Consider the following 14,165-nt stretch of genomic DNA (forward strand, 5'->3'; position numbering starts at 1 on the left):
ACCGGTCAGAACCAAATCTCCGTCTGCACGCCGAAGTTCCATGTCCCGCCAGCGGTAAAGCCTTTGCTGCCGAAATCATCGTTGATCGCATAACGATCCAGGTCTTTATCCCAGTTCATCCACGTGACAAAGAAACGTATCTCCGGCCGCGCTTTGATATCAAACACATCGCCCACTTTAAAGGTGGGGGCGAAGGTCAGCTTGTAGAAATCACCGCGGACCGCCTGATACTGATAAACGTTGTCATTATAGCGATAGCTGCGCCCGTTCGGATTGAGATCCATATACTGCCACGAGGCCTCATACAGCAGGGCGAAGTGAGCGGAGATCCCTTGCGATACCCGCAGGTTAAATGTCGCCCAGTCGTAGCGGTCGCCGTCGCGATAGCGGTCTTCGCTGTGCTGGGCTATCACCGACGGCGCCAGCTGCCAGTTTTTCCCCAGCGGCAGGATCCCGTACGACGCAAAGCGCAGGGAGGCCGCGTTCTCGGTCAGGTCGCCATCGCTCCCCGGCTGACGCGCTTCGGCGCCCAGCCCGACGCCGTACTGCAGGGCGCTTTCCGACACCCCTGGCGCCAGGCCGTAGAACTGCTGTTTGTCGTGCAGGGCCAGCATCGCGTAGTAGCCGTTTTTGGCGGTGTTATCGCTGCGCAGGGCATAGCTCCCGGTGGTCGAGGTATTATCTTTCAGGTCATCGTTACCCTGGGCGGTCATCACCGTGGTCATCAGCTGCCAGTTGCCGTAAAAATGGTTGGCGGTGAACAGCAGATTCTGGATGTCATTATCCGCGTAATTATCACTGCCAAGGTCGCCGAAGTTACGCGCATACACCGAATAATCGCCGCGCAGGCCGCTTCCCCAGTCGACATCATTGATCCCGCCGCCGGTGCCACCGAGGAACATGATGTCGCTATCGGTAAAGTGGATATCGAAGTTATCCCGATCGAAGCGTTTGCCAGCCCAGATCGAGGCGCGTTTTAACGGCCCGGTGAACTCGGCGAAGTCGCCCATCTCGACGTACAGCTGACGAATGTTCAGATGGTGGCTGTCGTTGTCCTGAACCCACGGATCCGGGTTGGTGGCCCCGTCGGCGAGCATGGTCTTAAAGCGCGCCCATGAGCCATCGTTGAAGGTGAGCTTTTTGCCAAAGCTCAGCTCAGCATAATTATCTTTTTCGTTGCCGAGACGACCGACGTGGGCATCGCCGTTGAGCGAACTGGCCGGGGAGATGCCTGGCCCGCCGCGGGCGCCTTTGCCGTGGCTGTTGACTAACATTCCGGAACGGGCGTAGGCGTTAAAGGTAAAGCCATCGTCCGGGGCGCGCTTCGCCAGCTGTTCGCTCAGTTGCTGATTGGTAGCCTGCTGTTTTTGTTCGCGAGCCGTGGTCTGTTGGCTGAGCGCCTGCACCTGCTGCTCCGCTGCCGCCGCGCGCTGTTCGGCGGCGGCGGTTTGCTGTTCTGCCCGCTGCGCGCGGCGGCTGGCTTCGCTGGCCTGCTGTTCGGCGAGATTGAGGCGCGCTTCAAGTTGCGCCAGCCGTTGTTCGACGCTCAACCCGGCGGCGCTGGTGAGTGGAAAAAGGGCGCAGCAAACCGCTGCGCTAATCACAGAGATACGCATAAAAGTCCTTAATTTATCCAGAGGTTAAAGCAGCGGGGCGCCTTACATGGCGGGGGATTCTCCGGTGGTCGGGGTCGGGGCTGGCGAGGCGCCGCGTCCGGCATCGAGGTCGGCACGGATCTGCTCATAGTGATCGTCGAGGCGGTAGAAGCGGCCCATCCACAGCATCGAGGCGAGGATCAACAGCGCCGGAATGTACAGATAGCAGGCCTTGATGGCCAACAGGGCGCTGTCGCTTTGCGCCTGGTTGGCGATATAGCCGCCGGAGGAGAGCAGTGCCCCGGTGATCGCCCCGGCGCCGGCCATCGCCACCTTGCCGAGAAAGCCGTTTATCGAGGTCAGGATACCCGCGGTATTAATGCCGGTTTTCCACACGCCGTAATCCACCGGGTCGGCCTGCATCGAGAAATAGATAGCCGTGCGCTGACCGGCGCCAAGGGAGAGGATCACCGCCCCGACGATCAGCCCCAGCGCGTAGGTGCCAGACAGCATCATCATCCCCATCCCGAGCAGATTGACCGCGCTGGCCACCAGATAGACATGACGTTTTTTCATGCGTCGGGCCAGCAGCGGGACGGTGAGGGTGCCGAGCAGGGGAACGAAGGTGGAGATCCCGGCGATAACCGCCGTCAGCTCGGTATTCCCGATGTAATAGTGGAAGAAGTACACCAGCGCTCCGGTCTGAAAGAAGAATGCCCCCCACATCAGAAAGATATTGCTGGCGAAGATCCACCACGGACGATTGGCGCGCAGGCTAATCCAGGCGCGTTTCAGGGTCATGCGCTCCCCGCTGAGGATGATCTTTTCTTCGACGTTGCGAAAGCTCACCAGCAGGAAAAAGGCCGCCAGTACGCCAAAAATCACCGCGGTATAGAGGAACCCCTGCTGCTGGTCGCCTTTGCCCAGCATGCCGACCAGCGGCAGGGTGGCCACGGCGACGATGGTGGCCCCGAGGGATCCCAGCAGAATACGTACCGCCGACAGCGTGGTGCGCTCTGCGGAATCACTGGTTAAAAACGGCAGCATGGCGCAGAACGGAATGTTCACCAGGGTGTAGAGGAACGACAGACACAGATAGGTGATAAAGGCGTACAGCAGTTTGCCGGTGGTGCCGAAATCCGGCACATAGAAGGCCAGAATACACAGCAGACCAAAAGGCAGGGCACCAATCAGCAGCCAGGGACGGCAGCGCCCCCAGCGGGTGGCGGTATTGTCGATCACCAGCCCCATCAACACGTCGGCCACGCCATCCACCAGCCGGGTAACCAGGAACATCAGCCCAACGTAATAGGCCGGGAGGCCCATCACGTCGGTGTAAAAGAACATCAGATACAGAGAGATCATCTGCCACACAAGGTTGCAGGAGAGATCGGCAATGCCATAGCCAAGGCGCTGCCGCCACAGGGTAAACGTTGTTTCTGCCATAAATCACTCGCTTATCGTTGTTGTTAAAGTCCGTACTGGCGAATAAACCAGGCCGGGGTACAGCTCCACGCATGGCAGTAACTGTTAATGAGCTTACTGCCATACGGGGAAAAGTCAGGATGCTGTGGGTCGAAAATTTCCCAGAAGGTGTCGGCGCCGTAGTCAACCATCGCTCCCCAGTAGGCTTTGATCTCCGCCACCGCCTCCTCGCGCAGGCCGCACTGCAGCAGGGCGACAATGTGATGATGGCGCAAGTACGGGGTATTCATGGCAATGGCGGGCGGCTGTTGCTGCAGGCGGCGCATCAGCGCTTGCCGCTGCCCGGCGGTGCCAACCTCCGCCAGTACCAGCCAGATCTGCGACGCCCATGAGACCTGGCGCGCGGCGCCGCTGATAAACACCTGCCGCTCGCTGTCCCACAGGTGGCGGAGGGCGGCCTCTTTCAGCTGCGCGAGCGTAGCGGTGTAGTCGGCTACCCGCTGCGGTTCAACACGCTGCGCCAGCCAGAGGGCGCGCTGCAGGCAGTAGATAAGCACCCCCTGCGCCGACGACTGTTTATTCAGCTCTGCCTGCCAGTCGATAAATGCCCACCAGTCATCGCTGTCGCGCACCAGACCGTGGGGATCGCAGCGGGTCAGCGCCAGCTCGATTTGCCGCCGCGCCGTGGGCCACAGCTCACCGACGGTTTCCGTGTCGCCGGTGCTTCTCAGGTAGTTATAAAGTACGTCGATAAAAAATAATGAATAATCAAAGAGAAAGGTGTCATCGGCGCGCACATCAGGCTGGACAAAGACATTGGCGGAGACCATGCCGTCTTCCCGGGTATGGCCGGCAAACAAGTACAGGCAGCGGCGGACCAGATCGTGGTGGCCGAAGGTCACGTCATTGACCAACGCCTGCAGGCGCAGGTCGCCGAGCCACAGCCGACGGTCGCGTTTCGGCCCATCCTCAAATACCTCCTGCATGCAGTTTTGCAGGGTGCGAACCGCGACGCTATCAATGGCTTTCAACTGCGGATCGGCGATGACCGCCGGCTGCGGGCTGCCGGCTGAGGTAACGGTTTCCAGGGCTATCTCATCGAACTGCAGACGAAATTTGCGCGACAGCGCTTTGACCTCCACCTTCAGGTAGCGCAGGCAGTAGCGACGCGGCAGGTCAACCCGGGCGGGCAGGACGTCGAGCCACAGATCCTGTTGCTGCAACCAGCTACTGCTCAGCCACCCCTGGTACTCGCTGAACGGCTCGCAGACTTCGCTCAGCGTTTCGCCGAAGGTGAAGTGCAGATGGGCCGGGGCATCCGGCGGGCTGCCGACGCTGCGGCAGCTGAACTGCAGGTAGCCAACAAAATGGCTGCCAAAATCAATGATGATGCTGTCGCCGACGCGAAGCGGCTGCTGATAAAACTGCTCAGGCGTGCAGACGGTGTGTCCCCGCCAGCCGTTCAGCGCCGCCGGATCGGCGACGGCCTCGACGATGGCCTGCGGCGCCTGGCGCTGACGATGTAGCGCGGGCGTCAGGGCGGCCGCACGCTGTAATAAATGCGGATGGCGGGTCATCGCCACACTGGAATTGTATTGAATTGCCTGTGACATACTGCGTCCTCTCCATTAGGTTAGGCGCAGCATAGGCCGTCGTCTGGCGGCGCCACCACTCTGGCAATGCCAAATCGTCAGTGAAAATGGCAGGAATAATGAGGTGGGGGCGCTGGCGATCACAAATCCGCACATCGGGCGCGTGGCGAAGGTCGGAATAGATTATCGTGCCCCTGCGCACCAGGCTGTTCAGGATTTGCTGTAATGATGACACTGACCGTTGAGTATTATTTCACCCATCCCCAGGATAAGCTCGGCATGTACGCCAGCGACCCGGAAGATAATAGCCAGGAACATGGCCACGAGTTTGCCGAGCTGGTGATCGTCGAGGAGGGGCATGGATTACACGTTATTAATGGCCGCCCGCTGTATATCCAGCAGGGCGATGTATTTTACGTCCAGCCTGGCGATGTCCACTATTATGATGAACTGGGGACGCTGAAGCTGATTAATGTCTTAATTAATCCGGCGGTGTCCTTTCGCTATTTACAGCAGATGGAGGGATTGCTGCAGCAATTATCGGCGCAGCGCGCCGCCTGCTATGGCTGGCTGGCGCCGGAGACCCGCAGCTATTGTCGGGAACTGGTGGAAAAGATATTTTCCCCGGCGCTGAGGGCGGCGGATAATACCCCGCAACGGGAGTCTCTCTTTTTCCAGCTGGTGACCACCATTCTCACAGCCGAGTCGGAAGCCGAATATAGCAGCACCCGCTATAAACTGCATAAATTACTCACCTGGCTGCAGGAGCACTGTTTCGAAGAACATAACTGGCAGCAACTGGCGGAGCAATTTCATCTCACCACCCGCACGGCGTTTCGCCATATTAAAGAGGCCACGGGCTTAACGCCGGATAATTATCTGAAACGTCTGCGACTGGTCTCCGCGCGGGTCAAATTACGTGAAACGGAGATGACCATTACCGAAGTGGCTTATCTGTGCGGCTTTGCCAACAGCAACCACTTTACCACCCTGTATAAAAAAGTATTTGGCCTGACCCCCAGCGCCGATCGCCACCGCCCACCGGGTTAAAAGGGGGGCCGCAGGCTGGGCAGGGGAAAAACCTGCCGCCTGCGGCAAGTCACGCTTACTCGTCGAGGGAGTTTGCCCGCACATGACGACCGCTGGCGACAAAATTGCCGGTGCCAAGATGATGCAGGGTATTGAGCTTATCGTCGTCGAACTGCCAGCGTCCGGTGACGAACGCGCGTTCATCGGCGGCGGCAGACACCACCTCCCCGAACAGGGTGTCGTACTGGGTCTGGGCCGCCGTCGCCGGCAGCAGTCGGCACTCCATCCATGCCAGACACTTCTCCTCGATCAGCGGCAACCCCAGCTCCGGGCCGGTCACTACCGGGATCCCCCAGGCATTGAATTTGTCCTCATCGCGGCCGCTGACGCTGCCGACGGCGTAGGTCCAGCTGGCGGCGGCGACGCCGGGGACCACAATGCCGAAGGTGCCGTTGCGCTCGATGATCTCCCGCGTCCAGGTACTTTTATCCACCACGATAGCTACCCGCGGCGGGGCGAATTCCACCGGCATTGACCAGGCGGCGGCCATGACGTTGCGCCGGTCAGACGGGGCATCGTAGCTGGTGATCAAAATGGTCGGGCCGTGGTTGAGCAGGCGGCTGGCGTACTGCAGTTCAACGTGGCGAAAGCGGCTCATAGGCGTTCCTTGAATAATGGGTCGGTTGGCAGGTAACACGTTAAGCCGCAATGAAAATGTAATCAATACGTCATCTCGTCTGACTATAGTCGCCAGCACTAAGTCCCAAAGAGGATCACAATATGTTGGCTCCCCTGATGTTATCCCAGGTGAGCGTGCCCCGTCGGATGTCGGCCGCCGGGCAGGTCTCGCTGTCCCGAAAGGGAGGGCGATGATGCGCACGCTGACCCCTATCACCCTGCAGGAGGTCTCTTTTGCCTTCGCAGAGACTCCCGTTCTTGACCGTTTCTCGTTGCATATCGAACCCGGCCGCATCGTGGCGCTACTGGGTCCGTCCGGCTGCGGCAAAAGCACTTTGCTGCGTCTGCTGGCCGGGCTGAGCGTGCCGGCCAGCGGCGAAATCCGCTTTGGCGACAGGCTGGTCGCCCGCGCAGGATGGGGATTGCCCCCGGAGCAGCGCGATATCGGCATGGTTTTTCAGGATTACGCCCTCTGGCCGCATATGAGCGTGGCGCAGAACGTCGCCTTTCCGCTGCGCATGCGCGGCGTCTCCCGTAGCGAACGCGAGCGCCGGGTTAGCGAGGCGCTGGCGCGGGTAGGCCTCAACGGTTTCGCCGAACGTAAACCCTCTGGTCTTTCTGGCGGTCAGCAGCAGCGGGTGGCGCTGGCGCGGGCGATCGTCGCCGCGCCGCGGGTGCTGCTGTTTGATGAACCGCTCTCCAACCTGGATAGCGAACTGCGCGAATCGCTGTGCGGCGAAATGAGCCGCCTGTTGCGACAGCTCGGCATCACCGCCGTGTATGTCACCCATGATCGACGTGAAGCCGAGCTGTTAGCTGACCAGATTGTCTATTTATCCGCGGGCCGCGTGGCCGCTGTCCGCGCCGTTACGCCAACCTCAGGGGAAGTTGCATGAACACCGTTATGACCGTTAAGAAAGGAGTGGTACTCGCGATGGCTCTTTCCGCCATGATGCTCTCCAGCGCCCATGCGCTGACCGTTTACACCGCCGGACCCGGCTCGCTGGCGAAAAGCCTGGCCAGCGGTTTTGAACAACAGACCGGGGTGAAGGTGACGGTTTTCCAGGCCACCACCGGCAAAGTAATGGCCCGACTGGAGGCCGAGCAGGCCAACCCGCAGGCGGATGTGCTGATCTCCGCCTCGTGGGATACCGCCGAAGATCTGCACCAGCGGGGCTGGTTGCTGCCTTTTGCGAGCGCCAATGCCGACCAGGTACCGGCGAACCTGAAATCGGCGGACTATATCGCCCAGGGCGTCTCCGCCCTGGGCATTGTCTGGAACAGTAAAAGCGGTACCCCGGAACCGAAAGAGTGGCGGGATCTCACCCAGCCGGCGTTTAAAGACAAGGTGACAACCCCCGACCCGGCGCTCTCCGGTGCGTCGCTGGATTTGCTGATCGGGCTGCAAAACAGCATGGGCGACCAGGCCTGGCAACTGTTTGACGATCTGAAAAAGAACGGCATGGTGGTCAGCGGACCCAACGCCCAGGCGGTGACGCCGGTGATGCAGGGGGCGAAAGCGGCGGTATTTGGCGCGGTGGATTATGTCTCCTACGGCAATATTCAGCAGGGCGAGTCGCTGAAGGTGATCTTCCCGGCCAGCGGAACAGTGATTGCCCCGCGCCCGATGATGATCCTCAAAACCAGCCAGCATGCCGACGATGCCAAAGCCTTTATCGATTATGTGCTGTCGCCGGAAGGTCAGGCGAGGGTTGCCGATGCCTGGCTGATGCCCGCCCGCCGCGACGTGGCGGCCAAACGTCCGCTACTGGACGCGCTGAAGGTGCTGCCCACCACCAGCGAAGGCAGCAGCGAGCGGGGCGCCGTGCTCGCCCGCTTCAGTCAGCTGTACGCGCAGTAATTGACTCGGTTCCTCCGGCGCTGGCCGCCGGGGGACCCCTCAGCTTCAGGAACCGGTTGTGAAACAAACATTCCTTTCCGGCGCGACCCTCGCCGCCCTGGTGATGCTGGTCGCGTTGCCGTTAGTATTTATTCTGCTGCAGGCGATTTTTCCCCATTTTAGCGCCGGTTCGCTCGGGGACGCCTTTGGCGGCGTCTCAGTGCTGCTGGCCGATCCCCAGTTACCGGCGATGCTCGGCGGTACGCTGTGGATCGCCGCCGGCGTGGCGCTGGTCAGCGTAATGATTGGCCTGCCGCTCGGCATCCTGCGCGGTATGTTTTCGCTGCCGCTGCCCCGACTGTGGGATCTCCTGTTTTTGATCCCCTTTCTGACGCCGCCCTATATCTCGGCGCTCTCCTGGATGCTGGCCCTGCAAAGCCAGGGCTATCTGCAGCAGCTGACCGGCTGGCAATTGAACGATCTGCTGTTCAGCCGCAGCGGTATCGTGCTGGTGATGACCTTTAATATTTTCCCGGTGGTGTACTTTGCCGTCTCCCGCAGCCTGCTGGCGAGCGGGACCCGGCTGGCGGTGGTCGCCCGCGTCCATGGCGCCACCGCCTGGCGCGCCTTCTGGCACGTGACACTGCCGATGCTCTCCCCGGCGCTGGCGGCGGGCACGCTGTTGGCGTTTACCCTCGCTATCGAGGAGTTTGGTGTACCGGCGGCGCTGGGCAGCCGGGCGGGAGTGGTGATGCTGACGGTCGGTATTGAGAAAAAGCTGGCCGACTGGCCGGTGGACCTTACCGGCGCCGCGCTGCTGTCGCTGCTGTTGATGGCGGTGGCGTTGTTCGCCTGGTGGCTGCAAAAGCGGCTGGTGGGGGAGAAAGAGGTCACCAGCGTCACCGGCAAGCCGGGAGAAAACCGCGGGGCATCGCTGGGCTGGATGACGCTGCCCGCCGTGCTGGTGATGGCGGCCGTCGGCGGCCTGGCGGTCGGCGTCCCTGCCGCCTCGATGATGCTCACCAGCGTGATGGGCACGCTCTCAGGGGGCGTGAGTGTTGAGAATGTCACGCTACGTCACTTCGCGGCGCTGTTTGACCAGCAGGGGGATGCCCTGTCGGCCCTCGGCACCAGCCTGTCGCTGGCCCTGGGCTCGGCGCTGATCGTCGGCGTGCTGGGCCTGCTGGCCGCCTGGCTGGTGATGGTGCAGAAGATTAAAGGGCGCGGGATGGTGGACGCGCTGTCGCTGATGCCGGCGGCGCTGCCGGGCGTGGTGGTAGGCGTCGGTTTGATCCTGCTGTGGAATCAGCCTTTCTGGCCGCGCTCGCCCTATAACACGCTGTGGATGTTGCTGCTCTCCTATTGCTGCCTGCTGTTGCCCTGGCCGGTGCGCTATGTCGGCAGCGCGCTGCGCCAGCTGGGCCCCAATCTTGAGTCCGCCGCCCGGGTGCACGGGGCGTCGCCACTGCAGGCGCTGCGGTTGATTGTCCTGCCGCTGGTCTTTCCGGCGCTGCTGGCGGCGATGCTGATGGTGTTCGCGGTGGCCTCCCGGGAGCTGGTGACCTCGCTGCTGCTCTCTCCAGCCGGTACGCAAACCGTGGCGGTGTTTATCTGGCGCCAGTTCGAACAGGGCTCCGTCGGTCAGGGCATGGCGATGGCCAGCCTGACGCTGTTGACCGGTCTGGTCCTGATGCTGACGGCGCTGGCGCTGATGCAGCGCAGCACGCGCGGTTAACGACAAGCGCACAAAAAAGACGGTCGGCGCGGAAAAATAGGCTATAAATGTCGGACACCTACAGCTGGAGGCCTTGATGAGTCCCTTTTTACGCGCCTATTTTTCCCGTCTGGGCTGGACGGGTGGGCCTGATGTATCCATTGATACCCTGCGCGAACTGCATCTGCAGCATAACAGCGCCATCCCCTTTGAAAACCTCGACGTCCTGCTGCCGCGTGAGATCCACCTTGACGATCGGGCGCTGGAAGAGAAGCTGATCGCCGCCCGCCGCGGGGGGTATTGTTTTGAGCAAAATGGTCTCCTTGAGCGCGTGCTGCGCGAGATAGGCTTTAACGTCCGCAGCCTGCTTGGCCGCGTAGTGCTGGCCAATCCGCCGCAGATGCCGCCGCGTACTCACCGTTTATTGCTGGTGGAAGTGGCGGGCGAGCGCTGGATCGCCGACGTCGGCTTCGGCGGCCAGACGCTGACCGCGCCGATCAAACTGCTGGCCGATATCCCCCAGCAAACGCCGCATGGCAGCTATCGTCTGGTGCATGAAGGGGATGAGTGGACGCTGCAGTTCAACCATCACGAGCACTGGCAGTCGATGTACCATTTCGATTTAGGCCGCCAGTATGCGTCTGATTATGTGATGGGCAACTTCTGGTCGGCGCACTGGCCGCAGTCTCACTTCCGTCACCATCTGCTGATGTGTCGTCATCTGCCGGACGGCGGCAAAATGACCCTCACCAACTTCCACTTTACCCACTGGGAGAATAACCATGTGGTGGAGAAGGTCGATTTTGCCGATGTCTCCGCGCTATATGAAGGGCTGCAGACCCGCTTCGGGCTGGGCGTGGACGATCCTAAACATGGCTTTAGTGAAGCGGTGCTGGCGGCGGTGATGGCGGCGTTCGATACCCATCCGGAAGCCGGGAAGTAAATTTCCTCATGCCCGGTGGCGCTGCGCTGACCGGGCCTGGGGGAAAGCTATCGAATGAAGATAGAAGCGTTTTGCAGGCCGGATAAGGCGTAGCCGCCATCCGGCAAACTAACGGCGCAACGGGGTCAATGGCCTCCGCCAGCAGTCAGTGCCCGCGATGGATCCCTGCCACGCTCTGGCAGCGTCCGCTAAAACAATTCCATGGTAATCATCTTATTCAAATAACGGCTAAACGCTGCATCGTCCAGGGCCTGGGTACCAAGGGCATAAATCCCGTCGAGGCCGCACACCAGGGCGATAAAACGCCAGGCGATATCCGCCGCAGGCTCAGCCGATCGAAATTCGCCGCAGGCGAGGCCCTGCTCGATGATGGCGACGGTCTCTTCATGCCACATGTTCATGGTCAGCAGGTAGGCCGCTTTGATGTCCGGGTCGCTGTCGGCCAGCACCTGGCCTTCGCGCCACAGGCGGATATAGGGCTCCAGCCGGCCATCTTCGCTGCCGATCATCGAGAATAACCGCTCGCGCCAGCTGGCGTCTTCGGCCACCAGCGGCATATCGAGCATCTCGCGGATCAGACGGATGAAAACCTGCGATTTCAGCTCGCCGATGGAGGAGAAGTGGTGGTGCAACTGCCCGGCGGCCACCTCGGCTTCGCGGGCGATCTGCCGCACGGTCATGGCGGCAAAGCCGCCGCGCAGCGCCAGCCGCATGGCGGCCTGCATAATCCCTTCCCGTCGTGCATCCCGCTGTAAATAGTGCATAGAACCCCGCTGTCATCTGGCTTTGGCCGAGTGTAACAAAAAGTTGGACATGCGTTCAACAATCCGGCAGGATCGCCATCCTGGACGTGTGTCCAATTTCCAACATTGAGGTACAAGCTATGTCACGGCAATGGATGACGCTGATGGCGATTTTGCTGGTTTATATTCCGGTGGCGATTGACGCCACGGTGTTACATGTGGCCGCGCCGACGCTCAGCGTCGCGCTGGGTAGCAGCGGCAATGAGCTGCTGTGGATCATTGATATCTACTCATTAGTGATGGCCGGAATGGTACTGCCGATGGGCGCCCTCGGCGATAAAATCGGCTTCAAGCGCCTGCTGTTGCTCGGCAGCGCCATTTTTGGCGTCGCCTCGCTGTGCGCCGCGCTGTCGCCGACGGCCCTGACGCTGATTGCCTCACGCGCTTTGCTGGCGGTGGGGGCGGCGATGATCGTCCCGGCGACGCTGGCCGGGATCCGCAGCACCTTTGCCGAGGCCAGCCAGCGCAATATGGCGCTGGGTCTGTGGGCGGCGGTGGGCTCCGGCGGCGCGGCCTTTGGCCCGCTGGTGGGCGGCATGCTGCTGGAGCATTTCTACTGGGGGTCGGTATTCCTGATCAACGTGCCGATCGTGCTGGTGGTTATCGCGATTAACGCGAAGGTGGTGCCGCGTCAGCCCGCGCGCCGCGAACAACCGCTCAATCTGCTGCAGGCGCTTATTTTGATTGCGTCGATCCTGATGCTGGTGTTTAGCGCGAAATCGGCGCTGAAGGGCCAGCTGGCGCTGTGGCTCACCGCACTGGTGGCGATCGGCGGGGCGGCGATGCTCACCTGGTTTATCCGCAAGCAGCTGTCGGCGACCCGCCCGATGGTGGATATGCGGCTCTTCACCCATCGTATTATTTTAAGCGGGGTGATGATGGCGATGACGGCCCTGATTACTCTGGTCGGTTTTGAACTGCTGATGGCGCAGGAGCTGCAGTTTGTGCATCAGAAAACGCCGTTCGAGGCGGGGATGTTTATGCTGCCAGTGATGGTCGCTAGCGGCTTCAGCGGCCCGATCGCCGGAATACTGGTGTCGAAACTGGGACTGCGGCAGGTCGCGACGGGCGGAATGTTGCTCAGCGCCTTCAGCTTTTTGGGCCTGGCGCTGACCGATTTCAGCAGTCAGCCGTGGCAGGCGTGGGGGCTGATGACGCTGCTGGGCTTCAGCGTCGCCAGCGCGCTGCTGGCCTCCAGCTCCGCGATTATGGCGGCGGCGCCGAAGGAGAAAGCGGCAGCAGCCGGGGCCATCGAAACCATGGCCTATGAACTTGGCGCCGGTCTTGGCATTGCGCTGTTCGGGCTGATCCTGACCCGCAGCTACAGCGCCACCATTGTGCTACCGTCCGGGCTGAGTGAGTCCATGGCGCAGCAGGCGTCGTCGTCAATCGGCGAGGCGGTCAGCCTGACGCAGGCGCTGCCCGCCGGGATGGCTGAGGCGCTGATGGCGGCGGCGAAGGCGGCCTTTACCCAGGCTCACAGCCTGGTGCTGGCGACGGCGGGCGTACTGCTTCTGCTGCTGGCGGCCGGCATCTGGCGCAGCCTGGCGAGCGTGGCGAAACCGCAGTCAGCGCTATAGCTGTAGCGACAGGTCCATCGCCGCGCGTCGAAGCGGGGCGAGGGCCTTCTCTTTTAACGCCGCGGCGCTGGTCGTCGCGGCGGGGACCCCGACATTCAGGGCGGCCACCACCTGGCCATGGCGTGACAGCACGGGCACCGCCAGCGAACACAACCCCACCTCAATCTGCCGGTCGGCGAGGGCATAGCCCTGCATGCGCACCCGGGCAATCTCCGCGCGTAGCCCGGCCATATCGCACAGAGTGTGCGGGGTGTAGCGGATTAACGCTGCTCGTGACAGTGTCACCTCAAGCTGTTCCTCCGGCAGCGCGCTCAACAACACCCGTCCCATAGAGGTCGCCCACGCCGGCAGGCGACTGCCGCGCCCCAGGTCGACGCTCAGTAAATTATTGACTGCCGCGCGGGCGATATAGAGCACGTTATCGCCATCCAGCGTCGCCGCTGAGCAGGATTCGCCGAGCGCTTTGCCGAGGCTATCCAGCGCCGTCTGCGCCACCTTGGCCAGCGGCGTACCGGCCAGATAGGCGTGGCCGACGGCCAGCACCCGGGGCAGCAGTTCATAGCTGCGGCCATCCGGACTGTGCACCATGCCCAGCGCGGCGAGGGTATACAGGCAACGGCGTACCGCCGCGCGGGAGATTTGGGTTTTCTGGCTCAACTGAGAAATGGTCAGCCGCTGGCGCTGGGGAGTAAAAGCGTTAAGGACCTCCAGCCCGCGGGCCAGAGACAGCATAAAATTGGGGTCGTGCTCGGCCTGCCTGGCGCTCAAGGTGGTGGGGGTATGGTCACGCATTGATTCCCTCTCCGTTGCAATGCAAAGCTCACGGGGCATCACTATACCGTGCGCAAACTGCACCGTCCTGAATTGTGCCGGTTTTACCACCGCGATCACATTATTAACTGCCTTTTAACAAACGTGCCGATAATCGCACAACATTTCGATTATCGCCGTTGACCATCCGCCAGG

12 protein-coding genes are annotated in these 14,165 nt (G+C 61.5%); 6 read left to right on the forward strand and 6 right to left on the reverse strand.

Features of this window, described 5'->3' with window-relative positions; all coding sequences use genetic code 11:
- Positions 1-5: 5 nt before the first annotated feature.
- Genes DTA24_RS13665 through DTA24_RS13675 form a run of 3 tightly spaced genes read right to left on the reverse strand, consistent with a single transcriptional unit; the run spans position 6 to position 4,633 of the window.
- Positions 6-1,616: a carbohydrate porin gene (locus DTA24_RS13665; RefSeq protein WP_012968090.1), complete on the reverse strand. Its 1,611-nt coding sequence runs from the start codon at positions 1,614-1,616 to the stop codon at positions 6-8.
- A 42-nt stretch (positions 1,617-1,658) separates the two neighbouring features.
- On the reverse strand, positions 1,659-3,041 hold the full coding sequence (locus tag DTA24_RS13670; RefSeq protein ID WP_123836880.1) for an MFS transporter: 1,383 nt from the start codon (positions 3,039-3,041) through the stop codon (positions 1,659-1,661).
- Positions 3,042-3,064: 23 nt separating this feature from the next.
- The gene (locus DTA24_RS13675) at positions 3,065-4,633 is read right to left on the reverse strand and encodes a family 78 glycoside hydrolase catalytic domain (protein WP_038422627.1); all 1,569 of its coding nucleotides are present in this window, start codon (positions 4,631-4,633) and stop codon (positions 3,065-3,067) included.
- 204 nt (positions 4,634-4,837) lie between these two features.
- Between DTA24_RS13675 and DTA24_RS13680 the strand changes: the two genes are divergently transcribed.
- On the forward strand, positions 4,838-5,662 hold the full coding sequence (locus tag DTA24_RS13680) for a helix-turn-helix domain-containing protein (protein WP_117112178.1): 825 nt from the start codon (positions 4,838-4,840) through the stop codon (positions 5,660-5,662).
- A gap of 55 nt (positions 5,663-5,717) precedes the next feature.
- On the opposite strand, the gene DTA24_RS13685 is transcribed toward DTA24_RS13680, so the two are convergent.
- Positions 5,718-6,299: a flavin reductase family protein gene (locus DTA24_RS13685; protein WP_004151228.1), complete on the reverse strand. Its 582-nt coding sequence runs from the start codon at positions 6,297-6,299 to the stop codon at positions 5,718-5,720.
- Positions 6,300-6,510: 211 nt separating this feature from the next.
- Between DTA24_RS13685 and DTA24_RS13690 the strand changes: the two genes are divergently transcribed.
- The 4 genes from DTA24_RS13690 to nhoA all read left to right on the forward strand — a co-directional run bounded on the left by DTA24_RS13690 (position 6,511) and on the right by nhoA (position 10,816).
- Positions 6,511-7,215: an ABC transporter ATP-binding protein gene (locus tag DTA24_RS13690; protein ID WP_012541582.1), complete on the forward strand. Its 705-nt coding sequence runs from the start codon at positions 6,511-6,513 to the stop codon at positions 7,213-7,215.
- Complete coding sequence (locus DTA24_RS13695; protein ID WP_008804721.1) at positions 7,212-8,180, forward strand: ABC transporter substrate-binding protein; 969 nt, start codon at positions 7,212-7,214, stop codon at positions 8,178-8,180. The genes DTA24_RS13690 and DTA24_RS13695 overlap by 4 nt, the downstream gene beginning before the upstream one ends.
- 58 nt (positions 8,181-8,238) lie before the next feature.
- Positions 8,239-9,894, forward strand: a complete 1,656-nt coding sequence (locus DTA24_RS13700; protein WP_023322705.1) for an ABC transporter permease — start codon at positions 8,239-8,241, stop codon at positions 9,892-9,894.
- 76 nt (positions 9,895-9,970) lie between these two features.
- Complete coding sequence (gene nhoA, locus DTA24_RS13705) at positions 9,971-10,816, forward strand: N-hydroxyarylamine O-acetyltransferase (protein ID WP_123836881.1); 846 nt, start codon at positions 9,971-9,973, stop codon at positions 10,814-10,816.
- A gap of 188 nt (positions 10,817-11,004) precedes the next feature.
- Here nhoA and DTA24_RS13710 read toward each other — a convergent pair whose 3' ends face one another.
- The gene (locus tag DTA24_RS13710; protein ID WP_032746750.1) at positions 11,005-11,580 is read right to left on the reverse strand and encodes a TetR family transcriptional regulator; all 576 of its coding nucleotides are present in this window, start codon (positions 11,578-11,580) and stop codon (positions 11,005-11,007) included.
- Positions 11,581-11,699: 119 nt separating this feature from the next.
- On the opposite strand from DTA24_RS13710, the gene kmrA reads away from it, so the two are divergent.
- The gene (gene kmrA / locus DTA24_RS13715; protein WP_123836882.1) at positions 11,700-13,199 is read left to right on the forward strand and encodes an efflux MFS transporter KmrA; all 1,500 of its coding nucleotides are present in this window, start codon (positions 11,700-11,702) and stop codon (positions 13,197-13,199) included.
- On the opposite strand, the gene DTA24_RS13720 is transcribed toward kmrA, so the two are convergent.
- A complete protein-coding gene (locus DTA24_RS13720; protein ID WP_162493252.1) occupies positions 13,194-14,030 on the reverse strand; it encodes an IclR family transcriptional regulator C-terminal domain-containing protein in 837 nt (278 codons plus the stop codon). The two genes, kmrA and DTA24_RS13720, sit on opposite strands and share 6 nt — an antisense overlap.
- Between the last annotated feature and the right edge of the window lie 135 nt (positions 14,031-14,165).

Source organism: Klebsiella sp. P1CD1 (assembly GCF_003790505.1).
Taxonomy (GTDB): Bacteria; Pseudomonadota; Gammaproteobacteria; order Enterobacterales; family Enterobacteriaceae; genus Klebsiella; species Klebsiella variicola.